This is a genomic window from Streptococcus anginosus (assembly GCF_001697145.1).
Classification (GTDB): domain Bacteria; phylum Bacillota; class Bacilli; order Lactobacillales; family Streptococcaceae; genus Streptococcus; species Streptococcus hominis.
In genome coordinates this window covers 472356-489777 of the sequence record NZ_CP012719.1, presented here as the reverse complement: position 1 = coordinate 489777, position 17422 = coordinate 472356, and the positions used below count along the sequence as shown (strand labels likewise).

Annotated in this window: 15 protein-coding genes and 1 riboswitch; of the genes, 2 read left to right on the top strand and 13 right to left on the bottom strand. The window is 39.7% G+C overall.

What is annotated here, in order from left to right:
• The first annotated feature begins 152 nt into the window (after nt 1-152).
• On the top strand, nt 153-1016 hold the full coding sequence (locus SanJ4206_RS02430; RefSeq protein WP_003028325.1) for a YitT family protein: 864 nt from the start codon (nt 153-155) through the stop codon (nt 1014-1016).
• A gap of 66 nt (nt 1017-1082) precedes the next feature.
• Here the strand turns inward: SanJ4206_RS02430 and SanJ4206_RS02425 are convergent, their stop codons facing one another.
• The 13 genes from SanJ4206_RS02425 to SanJ4206_RS02360 form a co-directional block, all read right to left on the bottom strand.
• The gene (locus tag SanJ4206_RS02425) at nt 1083-1739 is read right to left on the bottom strand and encodes a CBS domain-containing protein (RefSeq protein ID WP_003028326.1); all 657 of its coding nucleotides are present in this window, start codon (nt 1737-1739) and stop codon (nt 1083-1085) included.
• Between the two features lie 146 nt (nt 1740-1885).
• Entirely contained in the window at nt 1886-2596 is a 711-nt protein-coding gene (locus SanJ4206_RS02420; protein WP_003028327.1) for an ABC transporter ATP-binding protein, read from the bottom strand.
• A complete protein-coding gene (locus tag SanJ4206_RS02415; protein WP_003028328.1) occupies nt 2596-3360 on the bottom strand; it encodes an ABC transporter ATP-binding protein in 765 nt (254 codons plus the stop codon). The genes SanJ4206_RS02420 and SanJ4206_RS02415 overlap by 1 nt, the downstream gene beginning before the upstream one ends.
• The gene (locus tag SanJ4206_RS02410) at nt 3360-4310 is read right to left on the bottom strand and encodes a branched-chain amino acid ABC transporter permease (protein ID WP_003028329.1); all 951 of its coding nucleotides are present in this window, start codon (nt 4308-4310) and stop codon (nt 3360-3362) included. Before SanJ4206_RS02410 ends, SanJ4206_RS02415 begins: the two co-directional genes overlap by 1 nt.
• A 3-nt stretch (nt 4311-4313) precedes the next feature.
• The gene (locus SanJ4206_RS02405; RefSeq protein ID WP_003028330.1) at nt 4314-5183 is read right to left on the bottom strand and encodes a branched-chain amino acid ABC transporter permease; all 870 of its coding nucleotides are present in this window, start codon (nt 5181-5183) and stop codon (nt 4314-4316) included.
• 390 nt (nt 5184-5573) lie between these two features.
• Entirely contained in the window at nt 5574-6737 is a 1164-nt protein-coding gene (locus SanJ4206_RS02400) for an ABC transporter substrate-binding protein (RefSeq protein WP_003028331.1), read from the bottom strand.
• Nucleotides 6738-6819: 82 nt separating this feature from the next.
• Nucleotides 6820-7089 carry a YlbG family protein gene (locus SanJ4206_RS02395; protein WP_022525177.1) on the bottom strand — a complete coding sequence of 90 codons (270 nt, stop codon included), beginning with the start codon at nt 7087-7089 and terminating at the stop codon, nt 6820-6822.
• A gap of 91 nt (nt 7090-7180) precedes the next feature.
• The gene (locus SanJ4206_RS02390) at nt 7181-7795 is read right to left on the bottom strand and encodes an ATP-dependent Clp protease proteolytic subunit (RefSeq protein ID WP_223349572.1); all 615 of its coding nucleotides are present in this window, start codon (nt 7793-7795) and stop codon (nt 7181-7183) included.
• A gap of 88 nt (nt 7796-7883) precedes the next feature.
• Entirely contained in the window at nt 7884-8513 is a 630-nt protein-coding gene (gene upp / locus SanJ4206_RS02385) for a uracil phosphoribosyltransferase (protein WP_003025639.1), read from the bottom strand.
• 97 nt (nt 8514-8610) lie between these two features.
• Nucleotides 8611-11265: a magnesium-translocating P-type ATPase gene (gene mgtA / locus SanJ4206_RS02375; protein ID WP_003028333.1), complete on the bottom strand. Its 2655-nt coding sequence runs from the start codon at nt 11263-11265 to the stop codon at nt 8611-8613.
• A gap of 260 nt (nt 11266-11525) precedes the next feature.
• Nucleotides 11526-11678: riboswitch (M-box (ykoK) riboswitch) on the bottom strand.
• Between the two features lie 68 nt (nt 11679-11746).
• Nucleotides 11747-12913 (bottom strand): MalY/PatB family protein, encoded by a 1167-nt coding sequence (locus tag SanJ4206_RS02370; RefSeq protein ID WP_003028334.1) that lies wholly within the window; start codon nt 12911-12913, stop codon nt 11747-11749.
• Nucleotide 12914: 1 nt separating this feature from the next.
• On the bottom strand, nt 12915-14009 hold the full coding sequence (locus tag SanJ4206_RS02365) for a cystathionine gamma-synthase (RefSeq protein ID WP_003028335.1): 1095 nt from the start codon (nt 14007-14009) through the stop codon (nt 12915-12917).
• A gap of 233 nt (nt 14010-14242) precedes the next feature.
• Entirely contained in the window at nt 14243-15871 is a 1629-nt protein-coding gene (locus SanJ4206_RS02360; protein ID WP_003028336.1) for a putative polysaccharide biosynthesis protein, read from the bottom strand.
• Nucleotides 15872-15956: 85 nt separating this feature from the next.
• On the opposite strand from SanJ4206_RS02360, the gene SanJ4206_RS02355 reads away from it, so the two are divergent.
• Entirely contained in the window at nt 15957-17402 is a 1446-nt protein-coding gene (locus SanJ4206_RS02355) for a UDP-N-acetylmuramoyl-L-alanyl-D-glutamate--L-lysine ligase (protein WP_003028337.1), read from the top strand.
• Nucleotides 17403-17422 lie beyond the last annotated feature (20 nt).

Below are 17422 nucleotides of genomic sequence, written 5' to 3'. Positions count from 1 at the left end.
TAACTCATTTCTTCCTTTTTCTCCTTTCTATTTTAACAAAAAACTCCAGAAAAATCATTGCCAGAAAAAGTTTAAAAAAATTTTTTCAAAATGATACATAAGTTTTCAAGATTTGATACAATAGAATGTACAGAAATTATTAGGAGGTTATTATGTCTAAGTTTAAAAACTATCTAACGATTATTCTAGGAGCTGGAATTTTTGCTTTTGCAATCAATTATCTGATTATTCCGAATCATTTGTATGAGGGAGGCGCAACTGGTGTGACCCTCATTACATACTATCTTTTTAAGATTCCTGTTTCACTGATGAATCTCATCATCAACATTCCTCTTTTCATTATTGCTTGGAAAATTTTTGGATCGCGGCTTTTGTACTCTAGTATCTTAGGGACTTTTGCCGTTTCTGCTTGGCTGGCGGTCTTTGAAAAAATCCCTTTCGTGATTAACCTTGAAGGCGACCTCGTGATTGTGACGCTTCTGACAGGGATTATTGCTGGCGTTGGACTAGGAATTGTTTTCAATGCCGGTGGTACGACTGGCGGTACCGATATTATTGCTCGAATCGCTAACAAGTATACGAATATCTCCATGGGAAAATTGATGTTTACTGTAGACTTCTGCGTCCTTATTTTCGTTATACTTGTTTTTAAAGATGTTCGCTTAGTGACTTATACCTTGATTTTTGTCTTTATCGCTTCACGAGTAATTGACTTGATTGGTGAAGGCGGTTATGCCGGCAAGGGCTTCATGGTTATCACTAGCCGTCCAGAAGAATTAGCAAAGAAAATTGACGAAGATCTCGGTCGTGGAATTACTTTTATCAATGGACAAGGCTACTACAGCGAGAATGATCTGAAACTCATTTACTGCGTTGTTGGACGAAACGAAATGCAATCCATGAAAAAAGTTATTCATAGCATCGATCCACATGCCTTTATTACCATTACAGATGCCCATGAAATCCTTGGTGAAGGCTTTACCTTAGATGTCAATAAGCAACCTATTCAGAAATAATCTTGCTCCCATTATAAAAAACGCATGATCACAGTTAAAAGACTGCTCTCATGCGTTTTTGTTATTTTATAAAGCTTTTGCTGAAGTACGGGTAATGTCTTCTACCTGAATGCTTTTGTCTTCAAATTTCGCTTTTAAAGCCGGCAAATCCACATTGCCATCAATTTGAACTTCAATGATAACCTTGCCATCTTTGCGTGGAATATTAACAGCGTTAGAGATGTTGAGATTTTCTTCGACAATCAAATGCACTATCTTCTCCAACACACCGACTTCATCTTCTGTAATGAAACGCACGCGAATACCTTCTTCACCATAGCCAGCAATTTCAAGAAAGGCTCTGAAAACATCACGATCTGTAATGACGCCGTATACTTGCTGGTTGTCCACCACTGGCAAAATGCCAATTTTATTTTTCAGCATCAAGTAAGTAGCATCTTCCAAGCTAGCAAATTGTGACACCGTCACCACATCACGAATCATGACATCTTTAATTTTGGTCTTGTTTAGCAAATAATTCATCTCATAGATAGACAAGCTGGTCGCTTTTGAAGGACTTGCTTCGGCAATCGTTCCTTCAGTCACCAAACCGACCAATTGGTCATTTTCAATAACCGGAAGTCGGTGCAATCCCTGCTCACGCATAATATCCGCCGCATGCGCTACTGTCGTGTCTGGGCTAATATACACCACTTTTCGCGTCATAAAATCTTTAACTGCCATGGAAATCTCCTTTATCTCTGATTTTTCAGTTCTATTATACTGTATTTTCTAGTTTATTTCAAACGCTTTCAAGGTACTTGCTTATGTTTTCAAGAATACTATTAGTGAATAAAAAAGAAGTAGAAAACCACTTCTTTCTCCTTTTTTCACCCACCGAGATAAGCCTTGCGGACTTCATCGGAAGCTAGCAATTCTTTTCCTGTGCCAGACAAGACGATATTTCCTGTTTCTAAAACATAGCCACGGTCGGCAATTGAGAGGGCTTTGTTAGCATTTTGCTCAATCAATAGAACCGTTGTGCCTTGCTTTTGAATATCTTGAATAATATCAAAAATTTCTTGAATGAAGAGAGGAGCCAGTCCCATTGAAGGCTCGTCTAAAAGCAGAAGTTTGGGAGTAGACATAAGAGCTCGTCCCATAGCAAGCATCTGCTGCTCACCTCCAGAAAGAGTTGCAGCATCTTGATTTTTACGTTCTTCTAAGCGCGGAAAGCGTGAGAAGACTTTTTTTAGATTCGCTTGATTTTCATCACGATTTGTCTTTAGAAAAGCACCCATTTCTAGGTTTTCCAAAACAGTCAGGCCTGGGAAAACATGGCGTCCTTCGGGTACCTGAGAAAGCCCTGCTGCTACAATTTTCTGAGCAGGAACTTTTTGAATTTCATTTCCTAGAAACTTAATTTTTCCTGCACTTGGACGAACCAGTCCTGAAATGGTCCGAAGAATCGTCGTTTTTCCAGCACCATTGGCACCGATGAGAGAAACAACTTCGCCCTCATTGACTTCAAAGCTGACATCTCGGACAGCCTGAATCATGCCATAATGGACGGAAAGATTTTCAACTTTTAGCATAGACATTAGGCTTCACCTCCCAGATAGGCTTCGATAACACGCTTATCATTTTTGATCTCGTCAGGAGTTCCGTGTGCGATCAAACGACCATACTCCAATACATAAATTCGTTCCGTCACTTCCATGACTAAACTCATGTCATGCTCAATCAGCATGATTGTGATTTGGAATTCATTTTTTATGCGACGAATTAACTCTGTCAATTCTGCTGTTTCCTGTGGATTCATTCCTGCAGCAGGCTCATCAAGAAAGAGAATTTTTGGTTCTGTTGCTAGAGCACGCACAATTTCCAAACGACGTTGTTGACCGTAAGCTAAATTCTTAGCAAGTGTTTCTGCTTCACCGTCTAGGTCAAAGATTTTTAGTAATTCCAGAGCTTTCTCACGCAATTCTGCTTCATTTTTATAGAAAGCTGGCAAACGAAAGAAGCTAGCAAAAACATGTGCTTTGTGGTGATTTCCCAAAGCAATCAAGACATTCTCTAAGACTGTCAAATCTTTAAACAATCGAATATTTTGGAATGTCCGACTGAGCCCTAAAGAAGCAATCTTATAAGGAGCCTTGCCATTGAGCAAATGCCCATCCAAGGTCACGCTTCCTTCACTTGGCTCATAAACACCGGTCAGTAAATTAAATAAAGTTGTTTTTCCTGCACCATTTGGACCAATGAGACCGACTAATTCCCCATCATTCAGCTCCAAGCTCACATCGCCAACAGCAGTCAACCCACCGAAATTTTTTGTTAGATTTTTTACATCAAGAAGCGCCATTAGTTGACCTCCTTATCTTTTTTAAAGAAGCGTGATAAGCTCAATTCCCATGTGCCAAGAAGTCCTCCCGGACGGAAAATCATCACCAAAATTAAAGCAAGAGAGTAGATAATCATCCGAATGCTTGCTACATTTTGAAGCACCATGTTTAAAATTCCCAAAACAATCGCTGCAACAATGGTACCAGTCATAGAACCAAGACCACCAAATACCACAATAATCAAGACATTGATACTATTGATAAAAGTATAATCTTTCGGCACAACAGAGCCAATAAATCCTGCTTGGAGTGAGCCTGCGATACTAGCTGTCATCGCTCCAAAAACAAAGGCAATGACTTTGATTTTAGTGGTATTGACCCCCACAGATTCTGCTGCAATTTCATCTTCACGAACTGACAAGGTTGCTCGTCCAATCGGGCTGCGCAAGAAATTGATGGTTAAAATAGTTGTCATAACTACAAAGAAATACACCATTTGCCAATTGGTAAAAGCAGGAATACCCAAGATCCCTGCGGCTCCGTTGGTCAAATCGCCTCCGTTGATGATTAAAATCCGAATGATTTCAGAAACCCCAAGCGTGGCAATTGCTAGATAATCGCCCTTCAAACGAAGAGTAGGAATCCCGACAATCAAAGCGACTGCTCCTGCAATCAATGCCCCTAACACCATAGCCGCAAAAAAGGCAGGATAGGTAGCAGATTTCGAACCAATAATTGCAGCTGCATAAGCACCAATTGCCATGAAGCCAGCATGCCCCAGAGAAAATTGACCAGAAAAGCCGACAATCAAATTCAACCCTACTGCTAAAATAATGTTAATACCGATTTGCTGTAAGATTTGCAAGTAAAAATCATTCAAAACTCCAGCGCTGACAAGGAGAGTCAGCAAACCGTAACCAGCAAGAAGGAGCACAAACCATAGAATATTTACTTTTACATTCTTTTTCATCGCTTACACCTTCTCTTTCACATTCTTACCAAGAATACCTGCAGGACGGACAAGTAAAATCAAGATTAAGATACCGTACACAATCGCATCGCGGAAATCTGACATACCAAAAGCTGTCGCAAAGGTTTCTAATAGACCAATGACAAAGCCCCCCAGTGCTGCTCCGGGGATAATACCAATCCCACCAAGTACTGCTGCGACAAATGATTTCAGCCCTGGTGTCATTCCCATCAAAGGCTCAAGGGAATTATAATAAAGCGCGATGAGTACACCTGCTGCTCCTGCCAAAGCAGAACCTAAAGCAAAAGTGAAACTAATTGTACGATTGACATTGATTCCCATTAGCTGCGCTGCATCACTATCAACAGAAACTGCCCGCATGGCTTTTCCCATTTTAGTTTTTTGAACGATAACCTGCAGCAATACCATTAAAATCAAGGAAATGACCAAAATCATCAATTGGATATTTGTGAGACTAATCGGACCAAAATTATAACGAACCGTTTCAATCACTTGTGGGAACGAACGAGTATTGGCTCCCACAAAATAGACCATCACATATTCCAAGAAAAACGAAACACCAATCGCAGTAATCAAAGCTGCAATCCGAGTCGAATTTCTCAATGGACGATAAGCCAGAAACTCAACCAGCACACCTAAAACTGCCGTCCCAATCATTGCCAAAATCAAGGCAAGGAAAAAATTAAGATGAAGAGAGTTAATCAGGAAATAGCCCATAAAAGCGCCCATCATATAAATGTCTCCATGAGCGAAGTTGATGAGCTTGATAATCCCATAAACCATGGTATAGCCGAGAGCGAGCAAAGCATAGACACTCCCTAAAATTAGACCATTAACAAGTTGTTGGAGCATGGCCACCACACTTTCTAATTATAGTATAGAAGAAAGAACTATGTGATCGTTCACATTTTCTTATCTATTGTGAAAAAAGAGCGAGTCAAGTCATCATTTCAAAAAAATTGATTTTTCTCACTCATCTATTCTAAGTTTGAGCAAATGAGACCTTTAAACCTTTTAAGTCTCATTTCACGGTTGACTGATTTTTAATAGCTTAAAACATATCTAACAATCAATCACTATGTCTTACAAACCTTAATGAAATATATTCTTAAGACTAAGACTTTTATCCCGCCTCTTTTCTTTTAGCCCGTATAAAGAGAAGTAACTATCTACGATGCTTACCATAAATAGTTACTCTTTTATACACTATAAAATATATTTTAAGCAATTTCTTGCGAAGGATTACGGCTTAACCGTTTCAGCTGCTGTGACCTTCCCATTGTTCATGGTCATCATAAAGGCTGTTTTGACAGTATTATGATTTTTGTCAAAGCTGGTATCACCTGTTACACCTTCAAAATTCTTTGTCTTAGCAAGGTTGTCTTTGATGTCAACAGATGTTTTCGCACCTTTGGCAGCATTGGCAACAAGATAAACAGAGTCGTATGCTAACGCTGCAAATGTTGAAGGTTCTTCATTGTTGTATTTAGCCTTGTAAGCTTCTAGGAATTTCTTAGCTTTCGCTGAGACATCAACTGTCGAAGAAAAACCTGAGATGTAGTAGATATTTGAGGCTTTGGCTGGAGTTGCTTGTTGGACAAATTCCTCACCATTAAAGCCATCACCACCAACGATTGGCTTATCAATTCCCATACCACGCGCTTGGTTGACAATTTTACCAGCTTCCGTATAATAACCAGGAATGATAATCGCATCAAAATCTTTTCCCTTCATCTTGGTAAGTGCTGCTTGAAAATCTGTATCACCAGCGACAAACTTTTCATCTGCAACAATCTCACCTTTGTAGGCATTACGGAAAGCTTTTGCGATACCTTTGGCATAATCACTTGAGTTATCTGTATAAAGCACAACTTTTTTCGCTTTTAACTTTTCTGTCACATATTTAGAAATGATTTTCCCTTGGAAACTGTCTTGGAAAGTTCCGATGAATAAGTATTCTTGATTTTTCGTCAAACCGTCTTGTGTCGCACTAGGTGAAATCAAAGGCACACCTGCTTTTGTCGCATTGGGAACTGCCGCTGCTGTTGCACCAGAAGTTGCAGGTCCTACGACTGCATTTACTTTTGATTGGGTTACCAAGTTAGTCGTGACAGAAGCTGCTTCTGCTGTTTCAGATTTATTATCCTTGTCAACAACTTCAAGTTTCTTGCCATCAATACCACCAGCTTTGTTGATTTCATCAACAGCCAGTTGGGCACCTTTTTGTTCGGCTGTTCCATAAGCTGCTGTTGCACCAGTTTCTTCAAAGTTGAATCCGATTTTAATAGTCTTATCAGCAACTTTTGTACCAGTTGTATTGGAGCCACCTGACTTTACTTCCCCACAAGCGGCAAGAAGGGCAACACTTGCAAGGGCAACAAATGATAGAGCAAATTTTTTCTTCATATTCTTATCTCCTCGTTCCGAAATGATATGTTTAGAATATATCGAATTATCTGACAATTGTCAAGTGGTAAATGAGATTTTTTTATATGTTTACGTTTTCTTTATCTCTAAACAAGTTTCCAACAAAGTCTGTGTCCAATTCTTGAATGTGACAAACCCGTACTTGTTTGACATATTTTTCTTTAGATAACTTTTGCATCGTCTCTTCTACTTGCTCTGTCGGAACATACAACTGGAGGTAACGATGCTTTTTAGAATGGTAGACAATATCGCCAATAGTTTCTATTTTTTTCACATCTCGATTGTAATACAAATACACAATCAAACCTGTTCGTTCTTCTTTTTTAAACATGAATTTTCTTTCTAATTTAATTTTATCATTTATAAGTATATCAAAAAAATGCCCATCAGAGGACATTTTTCGTACAGTAATAAACAAATGATTAGTTTAAATTATTATTTGCCATGATTTCATCAATGAAACCATAATCCAAGGTTTCTTGAGCACTCATCCAATAATCGCGTTCTGCGTCTTTATGTACTTGCTTAATGGTTTTCCCTGAATTATCCGCAAGGATTTTCTCCAAGTTATTTCGGGTTTTCAGCAAATGCTCAGCCGCAATCGCCATATCGGTTTGTTGCGTACCGCTACCAGTTCCGCCCATTGGTTGGTGAATCAGGTATTCTGCATTCGGCAACATGAAGCGCTTGCCTTTAGCACCACTTGAAGCAATAATGGTTCCCATGGAAGCAGCCATCCCCATGACAATTGTTTGGACATCTGATTTGATGAAGTTCATGGTATCAACAATCGCTAGACCAGCTGATACAGAACCGCCTGGCGTATTGATGTAAAGATAAATATCTTTGGTATTATCCTGCGCATCAAGAAAAAGTAATTGCGCAATAATGGAATTAGCCATATTGTCCTCAACAGGACCCGTCAGCATAATAATGCGATCTTTTAATAAGCGTGAGTAAATATCGTAGGAACGTTCTCCACGGCTTGTTTGTTCAATAACTACAGGAATCATTGTATTCTCCTTTTCATCTGATATTTTAATCTGACTAACAATTTTTAGTGAGATTTTTCAAATATGAGACTATTATAGCCTTTTGGTCAAAAAAGGTCAAACATAAAACTCATTATTTTGTACCAAAAAGACGATCTCCTGCATCTCCCAATCCTGGAACGATATAGCCGTTTTCATTCAAATGATCATCAAGGGCTGCTGTAAAGATTTCCACGTCTGGGTGAGCTTCTTGTAAGGCTTTCACACCTTCTGGCGCTGAAACAAGACAGACAAATTTAATATTGTGCGCACCGCGTTTTTTCAATGAATCAATGGCTAAAATAGCTGAACCACCTGTCGCCAGCATGGGATCTACCACAAAGATTTGACGTTGGCTAATGTCTTCTGGTAACTTCACAAGGTACTCAACTGGTTTTAGGGTTTCTTCGTCGCGATACATGCCAATATGTCCGACTTTAGCAGCTGGCACAAGGCTCAAAAGACCGTCCACCATACCGATACCTGCACGTAAGATTGGGACAATGGCTAATTTTTTACCAGCCAATTGTTTTTGAACCGTCTTTGTAATGGGCGTTTCAATTTCCACATCTTCTAATGGTAAGTCACGTAAAACTTCATAGCCCATCAGCATAGCAATTTCATTTACTAACTCACGAAAAGCCTTAGTAGAGGTATCCGTACGACGTAAGATAGACAATTTATGCTGAATGAGCGGATGTGCGATCACTTGAAATTTTTCCATGATTGGTTTTCCTTCTTTCAATTTATTCTTCTTATTATATCAAAAAAACATAAAAAAGGCTCGTGACAAACAAGCCTTTTCAAAGATTGTCAATTGCTTACAACCATTCATGGTATTTCTTAATATAAAGATGCTTCACAAACGTAACACTTACCATATACAAAATCATGACAAGGATTAAGAATAAGAAATAAGTACCGTTTAATGGAGCCACTTTTAAAAGCGTAGCAAAAGGACCGTAGGGTAATAAGGTTACAAAGAACACGGCTGCTAGGGTTGTCATGACTACGGACAAAGCCGGCCTGCTTTGAATAAACGGCAGTTTAGGTGAGCGCAGCATGTAGATAACCATGGTTTGCGTCCACATGGACTCAATAAACCAACCTGTTTGGAAAATGGTGATGAACTCGCTAGACATCCCATGATGATAAACAGAACCTGTCATCATCGGTGCAATGATAAAGAACAAAATCAAGAAGGTCATACAGTCAAAAATAGAACTGATTGGACCAATCCAAGCCATGAAGCGCGTGATGGATTTGGCACTCCAAATGCGCGGTTTTTGCAAAAATTCACGGTCGACATTGTCAAATGGTAAAGCGATACAAGAAATGTCATAAACCAAATTCAACACAATCAAATGAATCGGTGCCATGGGCAAAAATGGTAAGAAAATACTTGAGATTAGCAAGGAAAAGATATTTCCGAAGTTGGAACTCACTGTCATCTTGATGTACTTGGTCATGTTGGCATAGACTTTTCGACCTTCCACTAAGCCTTTTTCAAGCACCAATAAGTCTTTATCTAACAGAATAACATCAGCTGTTTCTTTCGCAATATCAACAGCTGTATCAACCGAAATCCCTACATCAGCTACTTTCATAGAAGGTGCATCATTGATGCCGTCTCCCATATAACCAACCTTGTGCCCATTTGCTTTCAGCTGCAAAATGATACGCGCTTTTTGGTCGGGAGATAATTTCGCAAAAACAGTTGTGGTTTCAACAACTTTGCTCAATTCGTCATCCGACATCGTTTCAATCACAGAACCAAGTAGGATATGTTCTGCATCTAACCCAACTTTCTCACAGACCGCTTCTGTGACTTTTTCATTGTCACCTGTCAAAATTTTGGTGGCAACACCATATTCTGCTAAAGCCTTGATAGCAGGCGCTGCAGAAGGTTTTGGCGGGTCAAGAAAGGCAAGATACCCTGTCAAAATCATGTCTGACTCATCTTCTACTGTGTATTCATAGTCAGCATCTAAGTCTGAGCGATAGCTGACGCCCAGCACACGCAATCCTTGTTCATTTAACTGTGCAACTTCTGCTAAAATTTCTTGGCGAATCTCTTCTGTCAAAGGAAGGATTTCCCCTTTGTCTTCGACATAATTTGAAATAGACAGCATTTCCTCCAGAGCACCTTTTGTCACCATGCTGACGACATTCTCATCATCTCGAACCAACACACTCATACGACGACGCTCAAAGTCAAAAGGTAATTCATCAATCTTCTTAAAAGTTTGGTCCAAGTTGCGAACAATTTCGTGCTTTTCAGCTTCTTTTTCCGTCCGATTGATAATAGCACGATCCATCAGATTTTTTAGCCCTGTTTGATAATACGAATTAAGATATGCTCTGCGAAGAACAGCTAAATCAAGCTCTCCATGAATATCAAGCGGATATTCCAAAACGATCTCATCTTGTGTCAGCGTTCCTGTTTTATCCGTACAAAGAATATCAATCGCTCCCAAATCTTGAATAGCATTAAGTTTCTTGATAACAACTTTTTCTTTTGCCATAAGAATGGAACCCTTAGCCAAGCTCGCAGTGATGACCATAGGCAACATTTCTGGTGTTAAACCGACACCAACACTTAATGCAAATACACCAGCCTCCAGCCAATCTCCGTCTGTCAGACCATTGATAAGAAAGACAATGGGTACAAGTACCAACATGAGACGAATGAGCAACCATGAAATGCTGTTCATTTCCCGCTCAAATGAAGTTGGTTCATCATAAGTATTGAGCGTTTGCTCAATAGCACCCATCTTGGTATCATCTCCAACGACCAGAACAAGGGCAATGGCACGACCAGAAATCACATTAGTTCCCATAAAGCCAAGGGCTTCAGATTCAAGCAAGCTATCTGCCTCTTTTGCCTCGCATTTATCCAGCGCCATTTTTTCAACAGCATCACTTTCGCCTGTCAAGCCTGACTGTTGCACGAAGAAGTCGCGCGAATCCAAGATTAGCACATCTGCTGGCAACATATCTCCTGCACTCAAGCGAATAATGTCTCCTACCACTAATTCTGTAATTGGAATTTCTTGCTCTTTTCCCTCACGAACGACTGTCACTGTATTGACAATCATACGTGAAAGATTGCTGGCTGCTTTGTCACTCCGCAATTCTTGCACAAAGCGAATACTCCCAGACAACAAGACAAGGACAACAATAATGATAAACGTTGTCGGATCTTCCTGACCTGGTTTTGCCAGCCAAACATTGGTAACCAAGGACACCAATGCAATGAGTAAAAGAATAACGGTAAATGGGTTGATAATAGACTCATAAATTTTTTTAACAATTGAATCTTCTTGCCCTTTTGTCAATTCATTTTCACCGTATAGATCACGATTTTCTTCTACTTGCTCCTCTGTCAAACCCAATCTAGATGTGTTGAAAAATGTCATCGTATCCACTACAGACATACGAAGAGCATCTGTTAATCTTTCTTTTGCTGTTTTCACTGATTTTCTCCTCTATCTAAGATACATCCGAGTGACAAAATAACTGCATACAGCCTTTTTACTCAGATGTCATTCATTTGCTAGAGTCGATTCCAAGGGAGCGTGAGGAATGCTCAGATATGGTAATCGACTGTTTTCCTGTTGACTCGGGTGATCATCATTCGGCATATTCTCCACCCCTTTCCCTTGCATTTTTTCTTTAAAAAATCAGCTCAAAACGATAAAATCCTACCATGAAAAACATGGCAGGACTGTATGTCTTGTGTTACCGTTCAAGCTTTAACTCCGTAGGGCAGTGAAATGACATTAGTCAAAACCTTAGCGATCTCAACTGCTAACCAGCGCATAGTGTCTCCACTACTTTGCGGTAGTCATCCGTATCCCTATGGTAGCCTCACCTACCGATTTTTCATACTAACTATACTCCTCTTAAGAACGATTGTCAACCAAAAGTGACTGTTTTCGAACATTTCTTTTTATTTTATTTGGGCAAGCAACACACGATTCTCTTACAAATCTCTTCTACCAGTGACTTAGGCGCCGCAATATTTAGTCTCGCATGCAGCTCACCCTCACTTCCATAATCACTTCCCCGATTGAGAATGACTTTTGCTTGGTCATGCAATAAAGTAAAGAGTGCATCATCTGTCAAACCATAGTCACTGAAATCAAGCCAAATCAGATAGGTCCCTTGTGGTTTCATAACCTTTAAACGCGGAGCTTCTTGGGCAAAATACTCTACTGCAAATTGAATATTTTCTTCTAACACAGCTTTTAATGCCACTAACCAAGGTTTCCCATAACGATAGGCCGTTTCTGTCGCAATGTAGCCTAAACTTGACACCTCATGGTGGTTATTAACAAGTTGCTGGTGTTTAAACTGTGCACATAGCGTAGGATTTTCAATAATGGCATAGGAATTTTTGGTGCCTGCAATATTAAAAGTCTTGGTAGCACTAGAAAGTACCAGAGCAAAGTCTTTAAAATCCGGTGAAACAGTGTTAAAGGAAACATGTTCATGGCCAAATAACGTCAAATCTTGATGAATTTCATCTGATACCAAGATAACATGGTGTTTTTGACAAAGATGACCTATCTGTTCTAAAACTTCCCTTTCCCAAACACGTCCCCCTGGATTGTGCGGATTACAAAGAAGATAGAGTTTCACATCATTTTCAACAATATCGTTTTCCAATTGTTCAAAATCAATTTGAAACAAACCATTTTCTTCTTTGAGAGAATTAGATACCAATTTTCGATTGTTTAAGCGAACGCTACGAGCAAAAGGTGGATAAACAGGAGAATTGATTAGGACCGCTTCTCCTTCTTTGGTAAAGGCTTGAATCGCAATGGAAATAGCTGGCACAACACCTTCTACAAAAACGATATCTTCTTTATCAAACGAATATTGATGTTCGCTCTTTTCCCAATCCAGCACCGCTTGGAGCAACTCATCACTCGCATAAGTATAGCCATAAACCAACTGCTCTGCATAGTCATGAATCGCTTGTTTTACTTCCGGCATGACCTCAAAATCCATATCTGCAATCCATGCCGGCAGTAATTGAGGATCAGTCTCTGTCTCTTTCCACTTATAAGTGTGATGAGATAAGCGATTCGGTGCTGTTTGAAAATTGTATTTGCTCATATTATACCTCCAAAGCAAATTTTAAATCTGTGATTAAGTCTTGGCTGTCTTCGATTCCAATGGATAAACGCAACAAGTCATCTGTTAAACCGTAGGATTTCCGCACTTCTGCTGGAATATCTGCATGCGTTTGTGTCGCAGGATAGGTAATCAAGCTTTCTACACCACCTAAGCTTTCTGCAAAGGTAAAGACTTTTAGTGTGTTTAACAAATGTGGAATAACTGCTTCATTCTTGACTTTAAAGGAAATCATGCCGCCTTTTCCCGGATAGAGAACCTCTTTTACTGCTGGCGAATCTTTCAAGAAAGCTGCTACAGCTTGTGCGTTTTTTGTTGAACGCTCCATACGCAGAGACAAGGTTTTCAAACCTCGAAGCAAGAGATAACTATCAAATGGAGACAAAACAGCTCCTGTCGTATTGAGATTGTAGAATAGATTCTCATAAAGCTCTTTGTCACTCGTCATAAGAGCACCAGCCAGAACGTCATTATGTCCTCCTAAATACTTGGTCGCCGAATGCAGCACAAGATCTGCTCCATTTTCCAAAGGACGTTGATAAATTGGAGTATAAAACGTATTATCTACAATAACCTTTGCACCTTTTGCATGAGCTTTTTCTGCGATAAATGCAACATCAAACTCAAGCATTAACGGATTGGTCGGGGTTTCCAGATACACTACATCTATATCCTCCGTTAAAGCCGCAAGCAATTCTTCTTCCGTATTTGCATATGTAAAGTGAAAGCGCCCTTCTTGCTCCACTTGATGAAACCAGCGAAAAGAACCGCCATAAAGGTCACGAACCGCTATAACTCTACTCCCAACCGGAAAAACGCTAAAGGCTAGCACAATAGCACTCATTCCTGAACTGGTCGCTAACGCATAATCCGCACTTTCAATAGCAGCTAAGGTTTTTTCCAAGCTACTTCGCGTTGGGTTTTTCGTGCGCGTATAGTCATATCCAATGGATTTTCCAAATTCTGGATGCTGATAGGTCGTTGAAAAATGCAAAGGTGTTGTCAAGGCACCTGTTGCTTCATCCGTTTTAATACCAGCATGAGCTAAAATCGTGTCTAATTGTAACTTTTTATCCATAATAAATAACCTCCACAAGATAAGAGCGGAATCAAGCAATTCTTATATTTTCTAAGTGATTCTATTGTATCATCTTACGAAAGCACTGTGTTTTGTTCTTTTCAAGACCTAGATATAGTTTTAAACTATACTGACTATTCAAAAAATTATAGAACTTGATTGCAAGAATAGCTATTTTCATTATAGCTTAATTTTTATAATTTTTCTACAACATTAAAAAGCCTTACAGCCTTTTAATGAATATGAAATTTTTGACGTAAGGTTTGAGCTTTCTCACCAATAAAGCGGTCTAACAAACGGACTCGCAAAGCCATTGCTCCATAAATAGCGATGCCCAAGCCACCGATGATAACCAAATAAAGCATACTCGAAATGCGTCCACTTGGATGAAAAACAAAGCCAAGTACGACTTCCACAATGGCAATCAAAAGAGCCATAACTGCCGTTAAAATTCCAATCAACAAACTCCGTTTGAAGAGAATGGTTTGATTGAGCCCAGTTACTTGACGAATGTGTTGGTACATCAGAATGATTGGAACAATAAGTCCAATAGTAGTCGCAAGCAAGGGGCCGTAAGCTCTGAACAGATAAATAAATGGAATTTGCAAAATGAGCTTAACAAGAACTCCATAACCAAAATAGATAATTGCTTTACGATTTTGGAAAAGCGCCTGAATCATTGGCGATAAGACAGTATAGATGCCAAGAATAGTCGTCTGTAACATAGCAAAAATGAAGAGCCCCAAGGCCAAACTATCTGGTCGTCCGTAGAAAATCGTGTATAATGGCCGCGCTACTAAGACAGAACCAATCGTTGCTGGTAAAAGAAACAGCAGTAACATACTCAAATTATCTTGAACTAAGCGCGCAGCCGCCTTTAAATCACCTTTGACATAGTTTTCTGTCAGCAAGGGAATCCCCACACCGCCGATCGAAGTTGCTACTGCAATCAAAATCATGGTAATCTTATTTGGATTGGCAGAGAAATAACTGAACATAACCACCAGCTGAGAATTGCTATAATTGGTGAACCATTTCATCGTATTGATAAATGTCATCTGGTCAATGATTTGGAAAAGCTGAATAGCAGAACCCGTGATGATAAAAGGAATGGCTTCACGAATCGTATCCACCAGCAAAGCACGGCTGTTGATTTCAGCACTATTAGCCGGTTTGTGTAAGATAGATGTCAAGAGATTGGTCTTCCAAAGAAAATAAACCAAAACCGCCATACTGGCAAACATACCGACAAAGGCTGCAAAAGTAGATTGGGTCACTGCAGCAACATAATCTTTAGTGCCCAATTTCATAATGAAGAATGTTGCAAGTAACATCCAAATCACACGAATGACTTGTTCAGCAATCTGGCTCATGGCATACGGTTTTAAATTGTTAAAACCTTGGAAAAATCCACGAATAACACTCATGGCTGGAAATACTAGCACAGCCCACGACAAACTTTGCATGACCGGAATCAGCTCTTTCCCAACTCCTGATACATGCGCAAAGAACGGTGATAAAAGATACATCACAACTGCAAAAATGACTCCCAACAAGAGCATGAATTTCAAAAATTCACGAATGAGAGTAAAACTATGATCTTTTTGATCAATCGTATTGTACTTGGCGACTTGCTTGGCGACTGCAACTGGAACTCCTGCCGTAGAAATCAGAAGAAACCAAGCATAAATATTGTAGCCCATAGTAAACAATCCATTGGCTTCTGCACCGTGTTTCCCCATCCAGATATACCAAGGAATAATATAAATTGCCCCTAAAAGGCGGCTGATAAAGTTACTAGCTGTCAGCCACGCTGTCCCTAGAAGCATTTGTTTTTGTTGATTTGTTGTTTGTTGGTCCATACATAACCTCTAAAAATAGTCTCATCTTATTATAAACTTTTCCTTTCCGCTTGTAAAACCTCGCCATTAAGTTTACAATAGAAGTATGATAACAATTGAAAACGCATTAAACATTTTAAAAAACGATCACAATTTCCGCGAGATCATCGACAAGGGACAATATTTTTATCATTATCGTGATCTTGTTTTTGAAAAAATCAGCTACGACAGCCGTGAAGTGGATGCTTCCACTCTTTTCTTTGTCAAGGGTGACAATTTTAAAAAAGAATTCTTGGAAAAAGCAGTGACAGCGGGTCTACAGCTTTATATCAGTGAAATGGATTTTGAAGTGGGAATTCCTGCTCTCATAGTCAATGACGTAAAACAAGCCATGAGCCTTCTTGCCATGGAATTTTATGGCAATCCACAAGATAAACTCAAGTTACTCGCTTTTACAGGAACCAAAGGAAAAACTACTTCTGCTTATTTCGCCTATCATATCCTCCAACAAAGTCACAAGCCAGCTCTCTTGTCTACCATGAACACGACGCTGGACGGAGAACATTTCTTCAAATCTGCTTTGACAACACCGGAAAGCTTGGATTTGTTCAAAATGATGGCGACAGCTGTTGAGAACGGACGAACTCATCTTATCATGGAAGTTTCTAGTCAAGCCTATCTGAAAAAGCGGGTTTATGGTTTGACCTTTGATGTTGGCGTTTTCCTCAATATTAGTCCTGATCACATCGGACCAATTGAACATCCAACATTTGAAGACTATTTTTATCATAAACGGCTTCTCATGGAAAATAGCCTAGCTGTGGTGGTCAATAGCGAAATGGACCATTTTGAAGTTTTGGCTGAGCAAGTTGCTTCCATGGAGCATGATTTCTACGGACAGCATTCAGACAATCAAATTCGTCACTCGCAAGCCTTCTCTTTTGAAACCAGCGGAAAGTTAGCAGAGAAATTTGACATTCAGCTGATTGGTCGTTTTAACCAAGAAAATGCGCTTGCCGCTGTACTTGCTTGTCTCCGCTTGGGTGCTTCCGTTGCGGACATCAAGAAGGGAATCGCAAGCACACGTGTACCTGGACGTATGGAGGTGCTGACCCAACAAAATGGTGCCAAAGTATTTGTGGATTACGCACACAATGGTGTCAGTCTCGCTAATCTCCTATCGGTCGTTCAAGAACATCAAAAAGGTAAGATTATTTTGGTGCTCGGTGCAACTGGAAATAAGGGCGAGAGTCGCCGCAAGGACTTTGGCCTCTTGCTGAATCAACATCCTGAACTAACGGTGATTTTAACCGCAGATGATCCAAATTACGAAGATCCAATTGCCATCGCAAAAGAAATTGCTTCTTACATATCCTTTGATGTTGATATAATTGCTGATCGCAAAGAAGCCATAAAAATAGCCCTTAGCTTAACTAACAGAGAAGGCGATGCTGTCATTTTAGCTGGTAAAGGCGCAGATTGTTACCAAATTATCAACGGAGAAAAAGCAGACTATCTAGGTGATTATGCCATCGCTGAAAAATATTTATAGAAAATAATAAAGGTCGAGAC

Coding starts and splice junctions, on each gene's coding strand:
- SanJ4206_RS02430 (WP_003028325.1), top strand. CDS start 153: ATGTCTAAGTTTAAAAACTATCTAACGATTATTCTAGGAGCTGGAATT.
- SanJ4206_RS02425 (WP_003028326.1), bottom strand. CDS start 1,739: ATGGCAGTTAAAGATTTTATGACGCGAAAAGTGGTGTATATTAGCCCA.
- SanJ4206_RS02420 (WP_003028327.1), bottom strand. CDS start 2,596: ATGTCTATGCTAAAAGTTGAAAATCTTTCCGTCCATTATGGCATGATT.
- SanJ4206_RS02415 (WP_003028328.1), bottom strand. CDS start 3,360: ATGGCGCTTCTTGATGTAAAAAATCTAACAAAAAATTTCGGTGGGTTG.
- SanJ4206_RS02410 (WP_003028329.1), bottom strand. CDS start 4,310: ATGAAAAAGAATGTAAAAGTAAATATTCTATGGTTTGTGCTCCTTCTT.
- SanJ4206_RS02405 (WP_003028330.1), bottom strand. CDS start 5,183: ATGCTCCAACAACTTGTTAATGGTCTAATTTTAGGGAGTGTCTATGCT.
- SanJ4206_RS02400 (WP_003028331.1), bottom strand. CDS start 6,737: ATGAAGAAAAAATTTGCTCTATCATTTGTTGCCCTTGCAAGTGTTGCC.
- SanJ4206_RS02395 (WP_022525177.1), bottom strand. CDS start 7,089: ATGTTTAAAAAAGAAGAACGAACAGGTTTGATTGTGTATTTGTATTAC.
- upp (WP_003025639.1), bottom strand. CDS start 8,513: ATGGAAAAATTTCAAGTGATCGCACATCCGCTCATTCAGCATAAATTG.
- SanJ4206_RS02370 (WP_003028334.1), bottom strand. CDS start 12,913: ATGAGCAAATACAATTTTCAAACAGCACCGAATCGCTTATCTCATCAC.
- SanJ4206_RS02365 (WP_003028335.1), bottom strand. CDS start 14,009: ATGGATAAAAAGTTACAATTAGACACGATTTTAGCTCATGCTGGTATT.
- SanJ4206_RS02360 (WP_003028336.1), bottom strand. CDS start 15,871: ATGGACCAACAAACAACAAATCAACAAAAACAAATGCTTCTAGGGACA.
- SanJ4206_RS02355 (WP_003028337.1), top strand. CDS start 15,957: ATGATAACAATTGAAAACGCATTAAACATTTTAAAAAACGATCACAAT.